Annotated in this window: 16 protein-coding genes; 11 read left to right on the forward strand and 5 right to left on the reverse strand. The window is 34.8% G+C overall.

Translation table 11 applies throughout. The features are described from left to right. The first annotated feature begins 3 nt into the window (after positions 1–3). From LO744_RS07615 to LO744_RS07665, 11 genes are all read left to right on the forward strand, one after another. The gene (locus LO744_RS07615; protein ID WP_230668491.1) at positions 4–1,287 is read left to right on the forward strand and encodes a sensor histidine kinase; all 1,284 of its coding nucleotides are present in this window, start codon (positions 4–6) and stop codon (positions 1,285–1,287) included. A gap of 254 nt (positions 1,288–1,541) precedes the next feature. Continuing rightward, a complete protein-coding gene (locus LO744_RS07620) occupies positions 1,542–3,515 on the forward strand; it encodes an LTA synthase family protein (protein ID WP_230668492.1) in 1,974 nt (657 codons plus the stop codon). Between the two features lie 169 nt (positions 3,516–3,684). Then, on the forward strand, positions 3,685–4,896 hold the full coding sequence (locus tag LO744_RS07625) for a TolC family protein (protein WP_230668493.1): 1,212 nt from the start codon (positions 3,685–3,687) through the stop codon (positions 4,894–4,896). Between the two features lie 2 nt (positions 4,897–4,898). Beyond that, positions 4,899–5,963: an efflux RND transporter periplasmic adaptor subunit gene (locus tag LO744_RS07630; RefSeq protein ID WP_230668494.1), complete on the forward strand. Its 1,065-nt coding sequence runs from the start codon at positions 4,899–4,901 to the stop codon at positions 5,961–5,963. Positions 5,964–5,967: 4 nt separating this feature from the next. Then, positions 5,968–9,006, forward strand: coding sequence for an efflux RND transporter permease subunit (locus LO744_RS07635; RefSeq protein WP_230668495.1), 3,039 nt, complete (start codon positions 5,968–5,970; stop codon positions 9,004–9,006). Positions 9,007–9,246: 240 nt separating this feature from the next. Next, positions 9,247–9,444 (forward strand): hypothetical protein, encoded by a 198-nt coding sequence (locus LO744_RS07640; RefSeq protein ID WP_230668496.1) that lies wholly within the window; start codon positions 9,247–9,249, stop codon positions 9,442–9,444. Continuing rightward, positions 9,387–9,674 (forward strand): PepSY-like domain-containing protein, encoded by a 288-nt coding sequence (locus LO744_RS07645; protein ID WP_230668497.1) that lies wholly within the window; start codon positions 9,387–9,389, stop codon positions 9,672–9,674. The genes LO744_RS07640 and LO744_RS07645 overlap by 58 nt, the downstream gene beginning before the upstream one ends. 144 nt (positions 9,675–9,818) lie before the next feature. Next, the gene (locus tag LO744_RS07650; protein WP_230668498.1) at positions 9,819–12,245 is read left to right on the forward strand and encodes a TonB-dependent receptor domain-containing protein; all 2,427 of its coding nucleotides are present in this window, start codon (positions 9,819–9,821) and stop codon (positions 12,243–12,245) included. A gap of 11 nt (positions 12,246–12,256) precedes the next feature. After that, the gene (locus LO744_RS07655) at positions 12,257–12,847 is read left to right on the forward strand and encodes an HD domain-containing protein (protein WP_230668499.1); all 591 of its coding nucleotides are present in this window, start codon (positions 12,257–12,259) and stop codon (positions 12,845–12,847) included. 11 nt (positions 12,848–12,858) lie between these two features. Next, positions 12,859–13,653: a phosphatase PAP2 family protein gene (locus tag LO744_RS07660; RefSeq protein WP_230668500.1), complete on the forward strand. Its 795-nt coding sequence runs from the start codon at positions 12,859–12,861 to the stop codon at positions 13,651–13,653. A gap of 257 nt (positions 13,654–13,910) precedes the next feature. Continuing rightward, positions 13,911–16,139 carry an outer membrane beta-barrel protein gene (locus LO744_RS07665; protein WP_230668501.1) on the forward strand — a complete coding sequence of 743 codons (2,229 nt, stop codon included), beginning with the start codon at positions 13,911–13,913 and terminating at the stop codon, positions 16,137–16,139. A 187-nt stretch (positions 16,140–16,326) separates the two neighbouring features. Here LO744_RS07665 and LO744_RS07670 read toward each other — a convergent pair whose 3' ends face one another. The 5 genes from LO744_RS07670 to LO744_RS07690 all read right to left on the reverse strand — a co-directional run bounded on the left by LO744_RS07670 (position 16,327) and on the right by LO744_RS07690 (position 21,692). Then, complete coding sequence (locus LO744_RS07670) at positions 16,327–17,277, reverse strand: heavy metal-binding domain-containing protein (protein ID WP_230668502.1); 951 nt, start codon at positions 17,275–17,277, stop codon at positions 16,327–16,329. A gap of 9 nt (positions 17,278–17,286) precedes the next feature. Continuing rightward, positions 17,287–17,505 carry a heavy-metal-associated domain-containing protein gene (locus LO744_RS07675; protein ID WP_230668503.1) on the reverse strand — a complete coding sequence of 73 codons (219 nt, stop codon included), beginning with the start codon at positions 17,503–17,505 and terminating at the stop codon, positions 17,287–17,289. A gap of 237 nt (positions 17,506–17,742) precedes the next feature. Further along, positions 17,743–18,813, reverse strand: a complete 1,071-nt coding sequence (locus LO744_RS07680; RefSeq protein ID WP_230668504.1) for a flavin reductase family protein — start codon at positions 18,811–18,813, stop codon at positions 17,743–17,745. Between the two features lie 123 nt (positions 18,814–18,936). Beyond that, positions 18,937–19,185, reverse strand: a complete 249-nt coding sequence (locus LO744_RS07685; protein ID WP_230668505.1) for a heavy-metal-associated domain-containing protein — start codon at positions 19,183–19,185, stop codon at positions 18,937–18,939. 89 nt (positions 19,186–19,274) lie between these two features. Next, positions 19,275–21,692 carry a heavy metal translocating P-type ATPase gene (locus tag LO744_RS07690; RefSeq protein ID WP_230668506.1) on the reverse strand — a complete coding sequence of 806 codons (2,418 nt, stop codon included), beginning with the start codon at positions 21,690–21,692 and terminating at the stop codon, positions 19,275–19,277. Positions 21,693–21,735: the final 43 nt, after the last annotated feature.

Raw genomic sequence — 21,735 nt, forward strand, 5'->3', positions numbered from 1 at the left:
GCTATGAAACCGCTATTAAGTAAAACCACAAAACCGTTTATTATCTATGTATTAATCGTACTTACGATAAGCATTCCTGTTTATTATTTTGTAGTTGATTTTATTTGGCAGGAAGAATTAGACGAGCATAATACGATTGTGGCTGAGAAAACTTCTTATGAATTTAATAGGAGTGATATCAGTCAGGAAGAAATTCAGCAAAATATAGCCTTATGGAATAAAATTCAGCCGGGAACAAATATTGAAAGAATAAACTCAGACCAGATTAAACCGGATACGATTTTCACGGAAGAAAAATTTAAACCCTTTTCAGCAGATAAAAAAATAGAGCGTTACAGATGCCTGAAAAAGGTAATTTATATCAAAAATGTTCCCTATTTATTTACAATAGAAACCAATATTGAAGAAACCGAAGACACGGTAATGATTATCGGGCTTGTCACTGGTTTTTTCTTTATTATGATTGTTATTGGTCTTTTTATTTTGAACAGAAGACTATCTAAAACCATTTGGGGGCCCTTCCGAGATACTTTGGGAAAATTGAAAAAATTCAATCTGAACACTAACAATCAAATCAGTTTTTATAAGACTGATACTATCGAATTTGAAGAGCTGAACGAATCGTTGCGCAAATTAATCGACCATAGTGTTTATGTTTTTAAAGGACAAAAAGAATTTACAGAAAATGCTTCGCACGAGTTACAAACTCCACTTGCCATTATAAAGAACAAGCTGGATATTTTACTGCAAAGTAAAGATTTAACGGATGAGCATTATGTAATCATCGAAGAGATTAATATTGCATTAAGTAGAAGTTCAAGAATTAATAAAAACCTTCTCTTATTGGCGAAAATTGAAAACAGCCAATTTGATATCATAGAAATGGACATTAATGAACTAATCAATCATTCTCTCGGAAATCTGGAAGAACATATCCATCAAAAAAGCATTGTTTTTTCGTCTGAAATGGATGAAAATGTTAGATCTCAAGGAAATATATCTCTTACAGAGATTTTAATTAATAATCTTTTAATCAATGCAATAAGACATACAAGTCAAGGTGGAATGATGAATGTTGAGTTAGCATCTGGATATTTTACCGTATCTAATTCCGGAACAGAAAGCCTCAATCCTGAGTTAATATTCACAAGATTTAAAAGGTTTTCAAACGATAATAGTGGAAGCGGTCTTGGTCTCGCTATTATAAAGGAAATTTGCAGGTTTCAGAATTGGGAAATCAGTTATGATTTTAAAAATAACCTTCACATTTTTTCTGTGAAATTTTAAACTTTTATTTTAAAGTTTCTTTGTAAACATAATGTTTTTTGTAGGGATTTAAAGTGACCGAATATTAAATATTCTTTCGGAAAGGATGGGGGAATTATTTAAGGTTGATTGTCAATTTTTCTTCGAAATTGGCCCAAATTTTTAGAATAAAATAAATTCCTATATTTAAAAAAAAACAATCCAATTAGAAAAATTCAAAATTTCTTCAAAATTGAACTCTATTATTGCGGATTGTATTTTAATTTAAAATAACTATGAAAATATCGAATTCACTAAAGAAACCTTTCCAAGGACGGTTTTCAGCACTTTTCAGTACATTGAGTTTATATCTTTTACTCTCATTTCTGATAAGAGTAGTTCTTCTAATTTGGTCTTCAAAAGATGTAGATTTTAGCCTGTTTTACATCATTAGAGCATTTTTTACGGGATTTCTGTTTGATTTGGCGATAGGCTCATTATTCCTTTTTTTATATGGAATTTATCTTTTGATATTTCCAAAAAGATGGATTGGTTCTGTGTTTGACCGATGCTTTACTTACTTTTATTTAACCCTTATTTTCATCATTATTTACTTCAGCCTTTTGGCGGAAATTCCTTTTTGGGACGAGTTTGGCGTAAGATTCAATTTCATTGCGGTAGATTATTTAATTTACACGTATGAGGTTGTTGAGAATATTAATCAGTCTTATCCTTTGCCGGTAATTGCTTTGGTTTTAGTGGGATTGATTGTTTCCACTATTTTCATTTTTAAGAAATGCAATATTTTTAAAAATACTTTTTCAGATAAAAGTCCGATTTCAAATCGTATTCAATATATACTTCCTTTTGTAATCATTGCTGTTGCTTTAGGATTTTTAATGAAAAATAAACAAGCAGATTTTAGCAATAATTTGGTGGTGAATGAATTGGGGAAAAATGGAGCATTTTCATTTGTTTCAGCATTTAAATCTAATGAATTGGATTATGAAACATTTTATCCAAAACTTTCAGATAAAGAAGCTTATTCTGTGGTGAAGAAAAGTCTTTTGCAGGAAAATCAAAATTATGTTTCGACTCAATTTGATGATATTTCGAGAGCGACAAAAGGAAATCAAGTGGAGAATCCGAATATTATTGTGATTGCCATCGAAAGTTTCAGTGCCGACTTTTTAAGCACATTCGGAAATAAAGATAACCTGACTCCGAATTATGAAAAATTAGCCAACGAGAGTGTATTCTTTACCAATTTGTATGCAACCGGAACCAGAACCGTTCGTGGTATGGAAGCGTTAACGTTATCCGTTCCTCCAACTCCCGGAAACAGTATTGTGAGAAGACCAAATAATGATAATTTATTTTCTGTTTCAACCATTGTAAAGTCTAAAAACTATCAGCCTTATTTCATTTATGGAGGTGACGGTTATTTTGATAATATGAATAATTTCTTTGGCGGACAAGGATTCGATATTGTCGACAGAGACCGAGGAAACCCTTTATCTGACAACATTAAAACACAAAGATTCAAGATAGAAGATAAAGAAGTGAGTTTTGAAAATGCGTGGGGAATTTGTGATGAAGATTTGTACAAACAATCGATAAAATATGCTGATAAAAGCACCAAAGCAAACAAACCATTTTTTCAGTTTGTAATGACGACTTCCAATCACAAGCCTTATACTTTTCCTGCTGGTAAAATTGACCTTCCACAAGGCGAAAGAAATGGGGCAGTGAAATATACAGATTACGCTTTAGGAAAGTTTATCAACGATGCAAAATCAAAACCTTGGTTTAAAAACACCGTGTTTGTGATTGTTGCAGACCATTGCGCAAGCAGTGCCGGGAAATGGGAAATTAATATTGCAAAACATCATATTCCGGCAATTATTTATAACTTAAAACAACAGCCTGAAAAAATTGAAAGATTGACTTCTCAGATTGATGTGATGCCAACATTATTTGGATATTTAGGATGGAATTACAATACCAGTTTGTACGGAAAAGACATTAACCAAACAAAAATCGGTGACGAAAGAGCTTTTATCGGAAATTACAGAACGTTGGGGATGCTGAAAGGAAATATTTTCACCCAAATTGATGACCGAAAAAGAGTGAAACAATTTGTGGTTTCGGGAGCTGATAAGTCTTTATCAGAAGTGAAATCAAAGAATAATGAGCAGGTTGCTGAAACGATTTCGTATTATCAAACCGCAAGTGAAAGATTTAAAAATGGAAAAATGAAAGTACGTTAATCCAAGTATAAATCATTTAAACAAAACATATAAAGATTGATATTAGTATCAATCTTTTTTTTATTCAAAATTTCCACAAAATTGGGTCTCATATTTACCTAATAATTGGTAGAATATGAATACTTTACAGACATATTTCGCTCGTGTTTTTTTGATGTTGATAGTTTCAATGAGTTGTTTAAAACTTGATGCGCAATCAAAAAATACACTGCCTTATTTCCTTGCGACGGCGGAAACCAATAGTCCTGTTTTAAATGATTACAACAATCAGATTATTTCTAATCGAATTGACAGTTTAAAATTAAAGGCAACGTATGGTTTTATCTTTACCGGAGAAGGAAATGTAGCATACTCACCGAATATAAAAGGTTGGGGATACGATAATGCACTCACAAACGGACAATCGCTTTTTGCAGGCGTTCGGGTTGCCAAAGAATTCATTAGTCGTAATAATTTGAATACCCGACTTGACGGAGTTAATGCAAGTATTGCCCAAGTTTTAGCACAGAAAAATATCAGTCTTCAGACACTAAAAAAACAAATTACTGACCAATATATTGCCACGTATGCGAGTCAGCAACAATATAATTTAAGTAAAGAAATCATTCATTTGCTGAATCAGGAAGATATTGTATTGAAAAAACTGACACAAGCTTCAGTTTTCAAACAGACAGATTATCTGACTTTTAAAGTGACGCTTCAACAAAATGAGCTGACTCTCGAACAGCAAAAAGCCGATTGGCAGAACAATTATTCGTTACTAAAATATGTTTCAGGAATTGTTGATGACACTTTCGAACCTCTTGATTCTCCTTCTTTTAATGAAACCTTAAATCCTGTTTCCTTTGAACAAAGTATCTACGAAAATGCCTTTAAAGCCGATAGTTTAAAGCTTTCAAACGACGCTAAAATCATTCAGTACAATTATAAACCGAAGATTACGGCTTTTTCGGATAGCGGTTATCAGTCTTCGTTTACCAGTACGCCGTATAAAAATTTCGGTTTGAGCGTCGGAGTCGGAGTTAGCATTCCGATTTATGATGGGCATCAGAAAAAAATGTTGCTGCAACAGAATCAATTATTATTGCAAACCCGACAAAAGTATCTTGAGCAGACTCAAAGGCAATATCAACAGCAGATTTTTCAGATTAGCAATCAGCTAGAGCAGTATCATCAATTGATAAATACCGCAAATCAGCAAATTACTTATGCTAAAACCTTGGTTGATGCCAATGCCAAACAACTTCCGACAGGCGATGTGAGGATGGTCGATTTTATTTTATCCATCAACAATTTATTGAGTTTAAAAGGAAATATCATTCAGTACAACACGACATTATTCAATCTGAAAAACCAGTTGCAATATCTAATTATTCAATAATTATGAAGACTATTAATAATAGGGTTTGGGCAGCTAATCCGCCCTCCGCTCCCAATCTTTTTTATTTTTTTGAGAAAAATAAAAAAGGATTTCCGCTCAGGTCGGGCTGCAAGATTCGACCTTTTAATCCTGATTTCTGTTTTAATTTTAAAAATGGAGTTGCTATTCTTTTATTCAGTTTTTTAATGATAAGCTGCAGTAAAACTACAGAATCTGCACCCGAGATTGTGACCAATGCGAAACCAAAAACATTAGTCATAGTCGCTTATCCGTCAGATACAGTCCAATTAAATAATACAATTACACTCAATGCAACGGCAACTTATTTACTTAAATCTGATGTAAAAGCCAATTCTACAGGCTACATCACCAAAATGACCATCAAGTTAGCAGACCGTGTCGGAAAAGGAAGTCTACTTTTCGGATTACAGACCAAAGAAGCGAGAGCATTGGGAAATACCATCAATAAACTGGATAAATCTTTTCGTTTCAACGGAACGACGACGGTAACGAGCCCTGCAACAGGCTACGTTGCCATGCTGAATCATCAAATCGGAGATTATGTACAAGACGGAGAAGTTTTGGCAACCATTACCGACGCGAGCAGTTTTGGTTTCGTGGTTGATGTGCCTTATGAATACCTTCAAATCATCAAAAATAAAGGCTCTTTACCGATTACTTTGCCAGATAATACAGTTTTACAGGGGAAAATTGCCAAAGTAATGCCTTCTGTTGATGCGGTTTCTCAAACCGTAAAAGTGCTTTTGCAAGTTCCCAATAATAATATTCCTGAGAATTTAATTGGGACCATTAGCTTTTCTAAAACTTCCGCTTATGGACTTTCTGTTCCTAAAATGGCGGTTGTAAGTGATGAAACACAGTCTTCTTTTTGGGTAATGAAATTAATTAATGATACGACTGCTGTAAAAACTGATATTACAAAAGGTGTGGAAACAGATAAATATATTCAGATAAAATCAGGAAATCTGACGACGAAAGACAGAGTGATTATCTCTGGAAATTTTGGATTGAGTGATACGGCAACGGTAAAAATACAAAAACCTTAGCTTTATGAAAAAGTCATTTTTTGTAACTTATAAAAGTCCTTTATTGGTATTAATTTTCCTGATATTGGCAAGCGGAATTTATTCTTATACCAAAATTCAGTCGGCTTTATTTCCGCAGATTACTTTTCCGAAAATAAAAATCATTGCAGATACGGGACAGCAACCTGTCAACCAAATGACAATCGGGGTGACTAAAGTTTTGGAAGATGCCGTAAAAAAAGTTCCCGATTTGCAGGTTTTGAAAAGTACAACTAGTCGTGGAAGCTGTGAAATATCAGCTTTTATGGATTGGAATGTAAATGTCGATTTATCTAAACAACAGATTGAAAGCAGCATCAACCAAGTTCGAAATCAATTACCGGCAGACGTTAATATTTCTGTTGAAAAAATGAACCCGTCAATTCTTCCGGTAATGGGTTATTCATTAAATTCCAGTTCTAAAGACCCAATTGAACTGAAACAATTGGCACTTTACACCATCAAACCTTTTCTTTCACAAGTTCCGGGAGTAAGTGAAGTGAGAATTATCGGTGGACAGGATAAAGAATTTCGTGTCGTGATGAATCAGGAAATAATGGCGAGATTAGGAATTGCGCCTTCTTCGGTGGAACAGGCTATCAATAATACTAATTTCATTAAATCTAATGGCTATTCTTCCGATTTTCGATATTTATATTTAACGCTTACCGATGCTCAAATTCGTAATGAAAGTCAGTTGAAAAATTTGGTTGTAAGTAATAATGGAAATCGAATCGTTTTGTTGAGTGATATTGCTCAAATCAATGTTCATAATGCCAAACAATATATAAAAGTCAACGCCAACGGACAGGAAAGCATTCTGATTGCCATCATTCAGCAACCCAACGCCAATGTGGTGGATTTAAGTAAAGCAATGGAAGCAAAAATTGCAGAATTGCAGAAAACTTTGCCGAAAGATTTAGTATTAAAACCATATTACGTTCAGGCAGATTTTGTGAATGATTCCATCAAAAGTGTTACCGATGCTTTGTGGATTGGATTGGTTTTGGCAATTATCGTAGCGATTATTTTTCTTCGTTCTTGGAAAGCGAGTGCGGTTATTTTAATCATAATTCCGATTACTTTAAGTCTTACGATGTTGGTTCTTTATATAATGGGACAAACATTCAACATTATGACTTTGGGCGCAATCGCTGCTGCGATAGGATTAATCATCGATGATGCGATTGTTGTGGTGGAACAAATCCATCGAACTCACGAAGAACATCCGGAAGAAGATTCCAAAACGTTGGTGCAAAAAGCGATTAATTATTTATTAAAAGCAATGGTTGGTTCGTCGCTCAGTACAATTGTTATTTTTCTGCCTTTTATGTTGATGAGTGGAGTTGCGGGAGCTTATTTTAAAGTGATGACAGATACAATGATTATCACTTTAATCTGTTCATTTTTTGCAACTTGGATATTATTACCAATTATTTATCTATTACTTTCTTCAGGAAACAAAAAAGAAACCCACCTTCAGCATCATGATGTGAAGGAAAGAAAATGGGTCGGATTTTTCATAATAAAACCAATATTTAGTTATGCTTTTATTATAGTATTAATTGTTTTAACAGCTTTAATTGTTCCCAATCTCAGCACCGGATTTTTGCCTGATATGGATGAGGGAAGCATTGTTTTAGATTACAATTCGCCACCGGGAACTTCTTTGGAAGAAACCGACAGAGAATTAAAAGAAGTTGAGAAAATTATCACTTCTACACCAGAAGTTCAGGCGTATAGCAGAAGAACAGGAACACAAATGGGTTTCTTCATCACAGAACCGAATCGAGGCGATTATTTAATTCAATTAAAGAAAAACAGAAGCAAAACTACGAATGAAGTGACTGACGAAATCCGTGCAAAAATCGATGCTTCAGGTTTGCCATTGACGGTCGATTTTGGTCAGGTTATTACCGATATGTTGGGCGATTTGATGAGCAGTGTTCAGCCAATTGAAATTAAAGTTTTCGGGACAGACCAAAAAGTGATTGAAGATTATTCTAAAAAAATAGCAGGAATTGTAGAGAAAGTAAACGGTACCGCTGATGTTTTTGACGGAATTGTGATTGCAGGACCATCAATGGTTGTGACTCCGAAACTTTCTGTTTTAGCTCAGTATAATATTTCGTTATCCGATTTTCAGAATCAATTGCAGGCCAATTTAGATGGAAATGTTGCTGGAAATATTTTTGATAATGTACAATACACGCCGATACGATTATTATACAACGAAAAAAGTAACCAGTCTTTAAGCGACATCAACAACAGTATGATTGCTCTGCCCAACGGAACTTTGAAACCTTTGAGTGAATTTGCAACGGTAAACATCATCACGGGGTCAGCCGAAGTTAATAGAGAAGATTTGCAGACTTTAGGAATTGTAACCGCAAGATTGGATAACGGAAATCTGGGTGGAACGATTCAGGAAATTCAGAATCAAATCAATCAGAAAATAAAATTACCAAGCGGATATTCTGTAGTTTATGGGGGTGCATATGCCGAACAGCAAAAATCTTTTAAAGAATTGCTTATCATTTTGGTGGTTTCCAGTTTATTGGTTTTTTCTGTGATGCTTTTTCTTTTCAGAAATGTTTTGGTGGCTTTAATCATCTTATTGGTGTCAGTTTTAGGACTTTCGGGAGGTATTTTATTGTTGTTTTTAACCAGCACTCCTTTGAATGTAGGTAGTTACACAGGACTCATTATGATGGTCGGAATCATCGGAGAAAATGCCATTTTCACCTATCTGCAATTCCACGAAAGTTTAGCAACGAAAACCAAAGAACAGGCTGTAATCTACGCCATCAGCACAAGACTTCGTCCGAAATTAATGACTGCTTTAGGAGCAATTATCGCTCTAATGCCTTTAGCCTTAGGAATCGGAACTGGCGCACAAATGCATCAACCTTTAGCCATCGCCGTTATTGGTGGATTTATCATTGCATTGCCTCTTTTATTAATCGTTTTACCGACTTTGTTGAGTAAAATCAACTTTAAACAAGAAGAAATAAATAATTCATAATTTGTTAAAAATTAAAATAAAGTCATTTGTAATTTTCCTTATAAGTTAGCATACTTACAATGTAGTTTTTTTACAGAATGTTAAATGAATGTAATCACTCAGTTATAATTTAGAATTTTTAGAAAATCGGCATTTTTTTCTATGGCTTATTTTAAATGTTTTTTTTAATATACTTCCAAAAATTCAATATCTCTTCAAAATTGGGTTTCAACTTTACCGTATTAATTTAAAATATTTAAAATGAAAAAATTAGTTTTAGCAATGGCTTTAATGAGTTTAAGCACATTGGCATATTCTCAGGAGAAAAAAGAAAAAAGTGTAAAAGTTCCCGATGTTGTAGAAAAATCATTTCAAAAAGCTTATCCTACTACAAAAGCAGAGTGGGAAAAGAAGACGGAAAATTTGAAGCTTCTTTCAAATACAAAGGGCAGGAAATGAGTGTGGTTTATAATGCTCAGGGAGCTTTAGAAGAAAAAGAAGTTGAAATTAAAGCTAATCAGCTTCCTGAAAAAGTTTCATCTTATATTGCGAAAAATAAATTAGGAAAAATAAAAGAAGCTGCAAAAATCACGAAAGCCAACGGAACAATAATGTACGAAGCAGAAGTTGAGAATGGAGATGCTTTGTTTGATGTAAAAGGTAATTTTATCAAACTTCATAAAGATTAGATAATTAAGCCGATTATTTTTATTAGACGGAAGCCACTTTTATAAGTGGCTTTTATTTGTAAATAATCTCCAGATTTGATTTTGACTAATGGAATTCAAAATTTCTTCTAAATCATTCCGGATTATTGTATGAAAATAAACGTAATGGATAGAATCAGATTATTTCTTTTTTTGATAATGATATTAAGTTCTTGTATGGCTTATGCTCAGGTTGCAGGCGTGACTATTTCCGGATTAATCAAAAATAAAACTGGCAGATTGGCTTTGTCTTACGTGAACGTAGTGGCAAAAACAGAAAAAGATACGGCATTTGTGGCTGGAACAATTACTAACGAAGAAGGGAGATTTTCTTTAACAGGAATTAAACCTGGTAATTATAAGCTGGAGTTTTCACATTCAGGGTTTCAAAAGCAGAGACAGGCTTTGTTTGTGGGAAGTCTTTCAGAATTTCTTGAAGTTCCTGATATTGAATTGGAACAGCTAAAAGACGAAAAAGAAACTAAGATTGAGGAAGTTATTTTAACCTCAACAAAGAAAAACGAAATCAGCAATCAGATGGATAAAAAGACCTATTCTGTAGCTGATAATATCAGTCAGAGTGGTGGTTCTGTACTACAATCGATGCAGAATTTACCGGGAGTTACAGTTCAGGATGGGAAAGTTCAGTTGCGAGGAAATGATAAAATCACAGTTTTAATTGATGGAAAGCAAACTGCTCTTACAGGTTTCGGAAGTCAGACCGGATTAGATAATATTCCCGCTTCTTCCATTGATAGAATTGAGATTATCAACAATCCTTCTTCAAAATATGACGCCAATGGAAACGCTGGAATCATCAATATTATCATGAAGAAAAATACAAAAAATGGCTGGAACGGAAAAGTAGGTTTTACCTACGGAACGGGTTCGCTTTGGGTGCGACAAGAAAATCTTCCTACGATAAGACCTCAATATAGTTTTACACCGAAAATTAATCCTTCATTGTCTCTTAACTACAGAAAAAATAAGGTTAATTTATTTCTTCAGGCAGATAACCTTTACACACAGACATTGAATAAAAATGAATTCGTTACAAGAACTTACGATGACGGAACAATCATTAACTCTCAATTAAAACGAAACAGAAATACCAATTTTCTAACGACAAAAGCCGGTTTGGATTGGAATATTGATTCTCAAAATTCATTAACGGTTTCCGGAATGTATGGAAGTGAAAAAATTATTGACCGTGGTGACCAGCCTTTTTTCAACGGAGATTTTTCTCAACGCCTTCGCTTGTGGCAGTTTTTGGAAGATGAATTGAAGACAACGATAATGGGAACGGCTAATTATCAGCATAAATTCAAAGAAGCGGGTCATTTGCTGAATGTGGGTTTCAATTATACCTTTCACAGAGAAGATGAAAAATATTTTTATGATAATTATTTGCCAAATTCCACAGGAACAGATGCTTTTAAATTATTATCGGATGAGCAGGTTTTTGATTTGAATATAGATTACATCAAACCTTTTAAATACGGACGATTGGAAACCGGAATTAAATTGAGAAACCGAAGTATTCCTACCAATATGAATTTTATTCCCGGAGCAAACTCTGTTTTGGATGTGAATGCAGGAGGTTGGGCAAATTACAAAGAATTAATTCCTGCCGTTTATGCGAATTATATTTTCGAAACTCCAAAATGGGAAGCTGAATTGGGAGTAAGGTTAGAATATGTGAACATTCAGTACGATGTCAACCTGAATCATCCAACCTATAAAAGCGATGGTTACAATTACACACAACCGTTTCCAAATATGAGATTGGCATATAAACTCAATGACAGAAACAAATTTTCAATTTTTTACAACAGAAGAGTTGATAGACCCAATGAAGTGGATATCAGAATTTTTCCAAAATATGACGATGCCGAAATTATCAAGGTGGGAAATCCCGAATTGAGACCTCAATTTACCAATTCGGTTGAGTTGGGACATAAATATAACTGGGATAATGGCTATTTGTATTCTGCATTGTATCATCGTTTTTCTAATGGAACAATTACGAGAATTTCGAGTATTGTTCCGGGGAGCACTTTAGTTTATGCTGTATTTCAGAATGCCGGAAAAAGCTATAATTCAGGACTTGAAATGATTTTAAATCAGAAAATTTCAAAAGTGTATTCATTTAATATCAATGGAAATCTTTACAGAAACCAGATTAATGCTTTTACCGTAACCAACCTTTATCCGACTCCGAATTCTTTTTCGGCAGAAATGCAAAATGCTATATCTGGAAATGTGAAATTCAATAATACTTTCAAATTTGTTGGTGGATTTGATGCTCAGCTGACGGCAGTTTATTTGGCTCCGGATATTATTCCACAAGGGAAAATAGGTTCGAGGTTTTCTGTTGATGTTGGTATTAAAAAGTCAATTCAAAACGGAAAAGGAGAGTTGTTTTTTAATGCTACCGATTTGCTAAATACGATGGTGGTTAAAAAGCAGATTCAGGGAATTGGCTTCCGCTACACCAGCGATGATTACTACGAAACACAGGTTGTAAGATTGGGTTATAGCTATAAGTTTTAAATATAATAAAGATGAATAATTTATTACAAGCTGTAAGAGATTATGCGATCCTTTTTCTTACAGAAAATCTTTCAAACGAATTGACCTTTCACAATATCGGGCATACTTATGAAGTGGTTTCTGCAGTGCGTGAAATCTGTCAGGAAAGTGAACTTTCTGAGGAAGATATTTGCATTTTGCAGGTTTCTGCCTGGTTTCACGATTGCGGATATGCTTTTATTTATAAAGGTCACGAACAAGAAAGTAAGAGAATTGCCAGTGATTTTCTTAGAAATTTCGGTTGTGAAAAAGATTTCATCCAAAAGGTTTTACAATGTATCGATTCTACAAAAAATCCTCAAAATCCTATATCAGAGGTTGAAAAAATTCTATGTGATACAGATTTATTTCATTTAACAAAAACTAATTATCCTAAATATGAAAAAGCTTTAAGATTGGAGTTCGAAAAATATCTCGGACTTGTTTTTACAGATGAAGAATGGCAGATGGAGAACTATGATTTTCTAAAAAATCACCAATATTTTACAGAGTACGGGCAAAATACCCTTGCGAAATTTAAAGAAGTTAATGTTCGACTCACAAATGATTTTAATAAATTCTAATACACAAAGAAATGTCAAATTACCGTCAAATAACAGCCGTCAGCCTTTTCATTTTACTATCAGTTTTTGGAAATTGTAAGGCGCAAAATAATGATACAGTTCAGATTCAGGAAGCTGAAAAAGACAGCACAATTGTACTGAATACAGAAAAAAATACGTTAAACTATAAAAAATTAATTGTTCCGACAGTGCTGATTGGATATGGCGCCGCCAGTTTAAGTATGAATGGTTTAAAACAATTAAATTTCTCCACAAGAGACGAGATTAACGAACACAAACCAGACCACATCAGACTTGATAACTACTCTCAATTTGCGCCTGCAGCATTGGTTTATGGATTAAATGCATTCGGAGTAGAAGGGAAACACAATTTTCGTGACAGAAGTATAATCTACGGCACGTCGATGATGATAACTTCTGCATTTGTGCTTCCTTTGAAACATATTACAAAAGAAGAAAGACCCGACCAATCTAATAATCTGTCGTTTCCTTCGGGCCATACTGCGATTGCATTTGCGTCTGCGCAGTTTATGTACAGAGAATATAAAGATACCAATTTTTTACTCGGAATTTCAGGATATTCTTTAGCTGTTTTCACCGGAGTTTACAGAATGCTGAATGACAAACATTGGTTTGGAGATGTGGTTGCCGGAGCCGGTTTTGGGATTCTTTCGACAGAATTATCGTATTGGTTATTTCCAAAAATAAATACTCTTTTGGGAGGGAAAAATAAGAATTCAGCAACAATGGTGATGCCTTTTTACCAGAATAAAAGTGTAGGAATTGGCTTTGTTAAGAGTTTTTAAATGAACTGATTGTATTTGAATATAAACCACAATAGAACATCGCTATTGTGGTTTTATTTTTAATAATTTATCTGATTTTGTTGAGCGAAGCACCTTTACGAGCCAATAAGTATTTTCAATCATTTTTAAAAAAAACTTTGCAAACTTGACGTTAAAAATTACAAATATAAATAATCAAATTATTTTCTTAAATCCTTATAAATTCAAAATTCTTACAAAATTGGGCTTCACTTTTGTGTCATAATAATTACAGCACTGTGAAACAACTATCAATTCCTATTATTTTACTATTTACAATATTGGCTAACGCCCAAACTACAAATCCGGGAACAACGAAAGATTCTTTAAAAGGAAATCAAATTAAAAACATTCAGGAAGTTATCATTAGCGGAAAAAAGGCTGTTGTAGAAAATAAAATTGACAAAATCGTTTATAATGTTGCCAATGATTTAACATCACAAACTGGTGCTGCGATAGATATTTTGAGAAAAGTTCCGCAGGTAACTGTAGATGCAGACGGAAATGTCGAGCTTCAAGGAAATCCGAATGTCAGGTTTTTAATTAATGGAAAACCGTCCAGTATATTCGGAAATAGTCTCGCTGATGCGCTGGCTTCGATTCCTGCAAGTCAGATAAAAAGTATAGAAGCGGTTACAAGTCCTGGAGCAAAATATGATGCACAAGGAACTGGCGGAATTATCAACATTGTTCTGAACGAAAGTAAAGTAAAAGGCATCAACGGAATTGTCAACGGTTCTTTGGGAACAAGATTTGAAACTGGTTCTGTCAATCTTAATTTTAGGAATAACAATTTCAGTTTAAATGCTTTTTTCAGCGGAAATGCACAATTGAAATCCCGAACGCCTTCTTCGCAAAATAGAATTTCACATACCACAACGAACGAAACTCAGTTACTGCAAAATGGGTACACCGATTTTCAAAGATACGGATATCGTACAGGTTTGGGTTTTGACTGGTCAATCAACAAGGCAAATGCGTTGAGCGGTTCGATTTCTTACAATGATTTTGCTAATAAAAGCATTGGGTTCATCAATCAGGAACAGTATATTAGGGATTTTTCTACATCGGGCGAACAGTCAATTATCGGTTACAGAAACTCTGACAATCGTTCTTCTGTGAATTCTATTGATGCCAATTTAAGTTACCGAAAAACATTTCAAAAAGAAGGTCAGGAATTAACGGCAGATTATGTGGTAAGCTTTGGTTCGCCGAAAAGTAATTATTTGCAAACGCAGAGTTTAGCCGGCGCATTTTCTCCGTATGACGGCATTTCCGGAAGCAATCCGGGAACAGATACAAGTCATAATTTGTCAGTTGATTATGTACAGCCAATTAATGATAAAGTGACGCTGGAAATGGGTGCGAAATCGGTTTTTCAGCACATTACAACCGCAACTAATGTAAATGTTTTGGATGCTTTGTCAGGACAATATGAATCTGATCCTTTTCAGTCTTTTCATTTGAAATATGATATGGGAGTTTATGCGACATACTTTTCATCTTCCCTAAAATTATTTAATGATTGGCTGGATGTAAGAGCAGGAGCACGTTACGAATATACAACGGTGAAAATTGATTATCAGAATACCAATATTCCATCTTACAGTTTGCTCGTTCCTTCATTTATTCTGTCACACAAATTTGACAGCGGAGAAACGATAAAACTGGCTTATACAAGACGAGTTGAAAGACCTGAATATTCTGAATTGAATCCGTTTTTAAACTTCAGCGATCCTCATAATTTGACCACAGGAAATCCTTCATTAAAACCTGAAATTGGCGATAATATGGAATTGGGCTACAATAAAAGTTTTGAAAATGGAGCTAATCTTTCGTTGACGCTTACAGAAAGAATAAACAGTCAGGATTTAAAACAAATCACCACTTTTTACCCAATTTATACCGTTAATGGAACAGATTATACCAATATTTCTGTTACTTCTAGGGACAATATTGGGAAAGAATATAATTCCGGAGGTATTTTGTCGGGTTCAATTCCTTTGTTAAATAATAAATTAAATATTCGTGGAAATATGATGCTTTTCCACCGATATATTGTCAGCGATTATTTTGGAAATGTTGATATGGGAATGCGTTATCGATTAAATTTGAATATGAATTATCAGTTTCCAAAAGATTTTATTGTAGAAATGTTTGGAAATTATAATTCTTCAGCGAAAAATATTCAGGGTAAAAACCCTCAATCTATCACGTACAGCATTGCAGCGAGAAAACAATTTTGGAACAAAAAAGCGAGTATAGGTTTTACGGCGACCAATCCTTTCAGCAAATATATTAACCAAGTTACGACAGTTAATACGAATGATTATAGCTCATATTCTGAGCGCTATTTACCGCTTCGTTCGTTTGGAATCAGTTTCAGTTATAAATTCGGAAAAATGGATTTTAAAAAAGATAAAGATATCAGTGATGATTATTTGAATGCGGCTTCGCAAGGGAATTAGATTTTTTCACTTAAAAAAGCATTTGTATGATAAAAAAAATCATCACTTAATTATTAAGTGATGATTTTTGTTTTTGTGACCAATCCAGAAGTATCTTCAATCATTTTTATAGAAGATTTAGAAATAATTTTAGATTATCTGTCTTGTTAGCTGTACAGGACTAGCCACACTTGTTTTCAAAAACCTTTTAGTGCTGATGCGCGTGCGATTTTTCTTCGTTTTCGCCTTTTTTACCTTCTGCTACCTCAACGGTAAAATCTGCGGTATGCACTGTTCCATCGATTTTGAACTGCGCCCACATTCTGTAAACTCCTGGTTTTTCGATATGTGTTTGTGCAAAAATCGGGAAACGCTTGTCTGACACCGGATGAATATGCAAAAATTCTTTATCTACCTTCCCAATCATTACGATATGGGCAGATGCGCCTAAATATTGTTGCAAGTCATTTTCGTTTAATTTTTTTCCGTCTTTTTCGATGGCTATTTCCAGATGTTGTGTTTTATTGGTTTTAAAATCACTTCCATTGATAAGAGTTACTGTAAATCCATCTACTTTTGAGACATATTTGGTTGAAATGTCATTATTAAGTGGAATGTTTTTTCCTTGTACTTCAATTTCCTGCTTGTTTAAAGTTTGTTCGCCGCCGGTCGGTTTAAAATCAGAAAAAATCAGATACTTTCCACCATTGGGGAATGTTTCGGTGACAGCATGGGCACCGTCAGCCTGCTCTTCCGGATGAATGTGGTGAAACCAAGTTAAATCTTCATTTACCACCATGACATGTAATTTCATCTCGTGTGAAATATCCAGAGGCACATTTTTTTCATTTTGCTTTATGGCAAGGGTCAATTTCGTTGGTTTTCCGGCTTCTATATTTTGTGGAAAAGAAGTTAGCTGTACCTGATAAGGATTTGCATTATCAGGGTTAACTGCTTTCAAATCCATTCCACAGATATGACATTTTTCGCCCTGTTTTCCGGTTACTTCCGAGTGCATTGGGCAAGCGTAAGCGCTTTTATTGTCTGTGTGTTCGTGATTTGTCATTTCTTTACTTTTTTTAGTTTCTACATTGTTACAGGCCGATAAAGTAGCCAAACAGACGGTTACGCCCAACAATGTATGTATTAGCCTTTTCATCTTTTTAAATTATTTTATGGCTTCAATTTTGAAACCTGCCTTCTGAACTATTTCTATAACTTCTTGTTCGCTAATTCCTTCAGATTTCAGGGTGAGGATTTTTTCTCTATTGAAAGTGTCTACTTCCCATTTTTCAATACCTTTAGCCTCATTTAAAAAAGGGGTTACTTTTGCTAAGCAGCTGCTGCAATTGATATTTGTTTTGAACTGAAAATTCATATTTTCCATTTTTTTTATTTTAAATTATTTATTGATACAAAGTTGAGCCAAAATAGCCCGATTTCTTTTACTGTTTTTGGGGTTTGATTTGTAAGATTTACTGATTATAGATTTAATTACTTAATATCGCAACTGAAAGATATATCGGATTTTTATTGTAATCATCTAATATTCAGTTGTTTTGTGTGGTTTTTTAATACTTAGTCAAATATTAAAATTCTTGATATTCGTTTTTTAGATAAAAGGTCAAGATAGATTGATGACGACTTCCTGATTGAGCGGATAACTCTGACATAGCAAAATAATGCCTTCCGAGATATTCTCTTCTGTAAGTGCGTGATTGTTGACCATCCGCACTTCACCATCGGTTTTAAGCGCCCAACAAGTGCCACAGGTTCCATTTTTACAAGCTGTCGGAACTTTAATATGATGTTCCTTCATTGCATCTAATAGCGATTGACTGGCTTTTACTTCAATAAGCGAAGTACATTCGTAGGTCTGTACTTCATCTTTAATGTAATGGTCCTGAAAATAATTTACGATAACATCTTTAGATATATCATCATTTTCAAACACGAAATTTTCTTCGGGAACAAGGGCGAAATATTCGGTATGAATCTGTTTTGGCGGAATATTCAGCCCAAGTAAAGCTTTCTGATAAAGGTTCATCAACCCAACTGGGCCGCAAATGTAGTAATGCGCTTCTTCCACCATTTCAATTTGTTCCGTGATGATAGAGTGGAGTATAGGCAGAGAAAACCTCTCTGAGATATGGTTGATTTCGGATGATGTAAACTCGTTGGAGGTAAAAGAATAATAGGTGTTGAGCTGTCTTTCCATTTGCATAGCTTCCAATTCGTCCCAAAAGATAGTTTCTTCGGGAGATTTATTGCCGTAAATAAGTAAAGGCATTTTTATCTTTTTATCAATACTTTTCAACATAGAAAATAGAGGTGAAATACCGCTTCCGCCAGCTAACAGAACTATTTGAGCTTGTTCTGTAATCTGATTTTCTAAAACAAAATTGCCAAATGGAGCTTCTATTTCCCAAATTGAAATGAACATTGCATTATCTACAAGATGGTTGCTCATCTTTCCTCGGGCAACACGTTTTACTGTTATAGAGGGAAATTTATCGGATGGTTTTGAACTAAATGAATATGACCTGATGACCAGCTCGTCATTTATCATACATTTTACGTTAAGATATTGCCCCGGAAGGTAACTGAATACCTCTTGTGCAGTATCAAAATATATGCTAATAGTATCTTCCGTTTCCTTTACTATTTTATGAGTAATCCACTTGTATTTTTTCATCCGTATATTGTTTCTATTTTTTTTGTTAGCCTTATAAAGTAAGAATCTCTTAGTTGGCTAAATTTAAAAATTCAGGGATGTAATGTATTGTTGATACACTATCCCTGAAATTAAATTAAACTTTTAGTTAGTACAGCATCCGCTTGAAGGGCTTGCACCTTTTTCGCTATCATCAGCGTCTACTTTGTAGCCGTTTTTTTCAATAGTGTCTACCAGCTCTTTTTTTACTTCGTCGCTTTCAACAGAAACGGATAATTTTCCAGCCTCTAAGTTTTCGATTTTTATACCTTCAATAGCTGCGATTGCGCTATTTACTCTTGCTTGGCAATGTGCACTTTGCATACCTGGTATGCTCAATTCTATATTTTTCATTTTAAATAAATTTTTGTAGTACAAATTTCTGCATTGTCTTGTACTTATTTTTTACACTATTTCCCTTTTGATTTGTGATATTTACAGATTTATTTCTTCCATTTTAATCTTAAACTATTGGTTACTACACTTATACTACTCAAAGCCATTGCAGCTCCGGCTATCATTGGGTTGAGCAAGAAACCGTTGATGGGATATAATATTCCGGCAGCTAAAGGAATCCCAATTAGATTGTAAATAAATGCCCAGAAAAGGTTTTGCTTAATCGTGGCCACGGTTTGCTTAGATAAGCGTATAGCTTGAGGTATCTTGGTAAGGTCTGATGAGATGATGGTCATTTTGGCTACATCCATTGCAATGTCGCTGCCTTTACCCATCGCAATACTTACGTCGGCTGTTGCTAGAGCGGTGCTGTCATTAATTCCGTCACCTACCATTGCGACTACTTTGCCTTGCTGTTGCAGTTCTTTTACAAAATCTGCTTTGTGCTGTGGCAATACTTCGGCTTTGTAATGCAGAATACCTGTTTGTTCAGCAATTGCTTTAGCGGTAGCTTCATTGTCACCCGTTAACATATACAATTCGATACCCATTTCTTGCATTTCTTTAATGGCCTGAACGGATGTCTCCTTTATTTTATCAGAAATAGCAATAACAGAAAGTGCCTGCTGGCTGTTTGCAAACCAAATGACCGTTTTAGATTGTTTGCCCCACTCGTCAGATTGGTTTTGTAATGATTCTGAAATCGCGATGTTGTTTTCTGCCAAGAGTTTTTTATTTCCTACAAAATAGGTTTCGTTGTCATGAGTCGCTTTTGCACCTTTCCCTGTAATACTGTCGAAGTTTGATAAAGTTGTGGTAGCAACGCCTGCCAAATGCTTCACGACTGCTTCTGCCAAAGGATGCTCTGACTGTTTTTCGATACTCAGTAAAATAGTCTTGGTTGCATCATCATTGTTAAGCCACTGAATGCTTGTTACTTCCGGTCTTCCTTGGGTTATTGTTCCTGTTTTATCTAAAACAATGGCATTAACTTTCTTAGCCAACTCAAGACTTTCGGCATCTTTAATCAAAATACCATTTTCTGCCCCTTTACCAACACCCACCATAATGGCGGTAGGCGTGGCCAATCCCAAAGCACAAGGACAAGCAATAACCAATACGGTAACGGCTGCTAACAATCCTTGTACGATACCATTATCACCACCCAAAATAAACCACAAAATAAAAGTAAGTATCGCAATGCCAATCACTACCGGTACGAAAATACCTGCAATCTTATCAACCAATTTTTGTACAGGAGCTTTACTGCCTTGCGCATCCTGCACCATTTTAATAATTTGGGCAAGCATGGTTTCTTTACCTACTTTCACTGCTTTAAATTGAAAACTCCCTTTTTGATTAATGGTTCCGGCAAATACTTTTTCATTTTCTTGCTTTAATACCGGTACAGGTTCGCCACTCAGCATACTTTCATCAACATACGAATTGCCAGAAGTAACCATTCCGTCGACTGCAATTTTTTCGCCAGGTTTTACCAGGATGATATCATCTACATGTACATCTTCAATAGCTGTTTGTTTTTCTGTTCCGTCTGGAGCTATAACCATGACTGTTTTTGGCTGTAAACCCATCAGCTTTTTGATGGCAGTAGAGGTGTTGCCTTTGGCTTTTTCTTCTAATAATTTACCCAAAAGAATAAATGCGATAATGACCGCTGCAGCTTCAAAATAAACATGCGCATGCAATCCTCTCTGCTGCCAGAAATCCATAAAAAACATGTTAAATACACTGAATAAATAGGCAATCCCTGTGCTTAATGCGACCAAGGTATCCATATTTGCAGAACGGTGTTTGGCTTGTTTCCATGCATTGATGAAAAAATCTTTACCCAGCCAAAGTACGACAGGAGTAGAAAATGCCCACATAATTTCGTTGCCATAAGGCATATCCATAAAAAACATGCCGATGGCTACAACGGGTAATGACAATATAACCGCCCAAATTGTTTTGTTTTGTAACTTTTTGAATTTCTCTGCATGGATGGTCTCCAAAGATTCCTGTTGCTTTGCTTCATCAACAATAAGCAAATCATAACCAACGCTTTGAACTGCTTTTTGCAGTTTGGTAGCGTCTGTCATATTGGGAAGGTATTCAACTGTTAGATTTCCTGTTGCGTAGTTGACAGAAGCGTCAATCACACCAGGTTCATAGGTTACGATACTTTCGGCACTGCCCGCACAAGAAGCACAGGTCATCCCCAAAACGGGGAAAGAATTTTTAACGGTGGGAACGCCATAACCTAAGTCTTTAACCGCTTTTACGGCTTTACCAATGGTTTCGGTATTTGTAACAGTAATCGCTGCTCTGCGGTTGTTGATTTCTACTTTTTGAGATTCAATACCATCAACTTTTGCCAATCCTTTTTCAACGATTAATGCGCAATGTTCGCTTTCTACATCTTCTAAAGGAATGTAAACGGTCTCTTTATTGTTATTTGTTGCCATAATTTCTATTGCTTTATTTGCAATACAAAATTGGCGATAATAC

This window comes from Chryseobacterium turcicum (assembly GCF_021010565.1).
In the GTDB taxonomy this organism is placed as follows: Bacteria; Bacteroidota; Bacteroidia; order Flavobacteriales; family Weeksellaceae; genus Chryseobacterium; species Chryseobacterium turcicum.

Excerpts from the sequence above, each read along its gene's own strand:
- LO744_RS07615 (WP_230668491.1), top strand. The coding sequence starts at position 4 with ATGAAACCGCTATTAAGTAAAACCACAAAACCGTTTATTATCTATGTA.
- LO744_RS07620 (WP_230668492.1), top strand. The coding sequence starts at position 1,542 with ATGAAAATATCGAATTCACTAAAGAAACCTTTCCAAGGACGGTTTTCA.
- LO744_RS07625 (WP_230668493.1), top strand. The coding sequence starts at position 3,685 with ATGAGTTGTTTAAAACTTGATGCGCAATCAAAAAATACACTGCCTTAT.
- LO744_RS07630 (WP_230668494.1), top strand. The coding sequence starts at position 4,899 with ATGAAGACTATTAATAATAGGGTTTGGGCAGCTAATCCGCCCTCCGCT.
- LO744_RS07635 (WP_230668495.1), top strand. The coding sequence starts at position 5,968 with ATGAAAAAGTCATTTTTTGTAACTTATAAAAGTCCTTTATTGGTATTA.
- LO744_RS07640 (WP_230668496.1), top strand. The coding sequence starts at position 9,247 with ATGAAAAAATTAGTTTTAGCAATGGCTTTAATGAGTTTAAGCACATTG.
- LO744_RS07650 (WP_230668498.1), top strand. The coding sequence starts at position 9,819 with ATGGATAGAATCAGATTATTTCTTTTTTTGATAATGATATTAAGTTCT.
- LO744_RS07655 (WP_230668499.1), top strand. The coding sequence starts at position 12,257 with ATGAATAATTTATTACAAGCTGTAAGAGATTATGCGATCCTTTTTCTT.
- LO744_RS07660 (WP_230668500.1), top strand. The coding sequence starts at position 12,859 with ATGTCAAATTACCGTCAAATAACAGCCGTCAGCCTTTTCATTTTACTA.
- LO744_RS07670 (WP_230668502.1), bottom strand. The coding sequence starts at position 17,277 with ATGAAAAGGCTAATACATACATTGTTGGGCGTAACCGTCTGTTTGGCT.
- LO744_RS07675 (WP_230668503.1), bottom strand. The coding sequence starts at position 17,505 with ATGGAAAATATGAATTTTCAGTTCAAAACAAATATCAATTGCAGCAGC.
- LO744_RS07680 (WP_230668504.1), bottom strand. The coding sequence starts at position 18,813 with ATGAAAAAATACAAGTGGATTACTCATAAAATAGTAAAGGAAACGGAA.
- LO744_RS07685 (WP_230668505.1), bottom strand. The coding sequence starts at position 19,185 with ATGAAAAATATAGAATTGAGCATACCAGGTATGCAAAGTGCACATTGC.
- LO744_RS07690 (WP_230668506.1), bottom strand. The coding sequence starts at position 21,692 with ATGGCAACAAATAACAATAAAGAGACCGTTTACATTCCTTTAGAAGAT.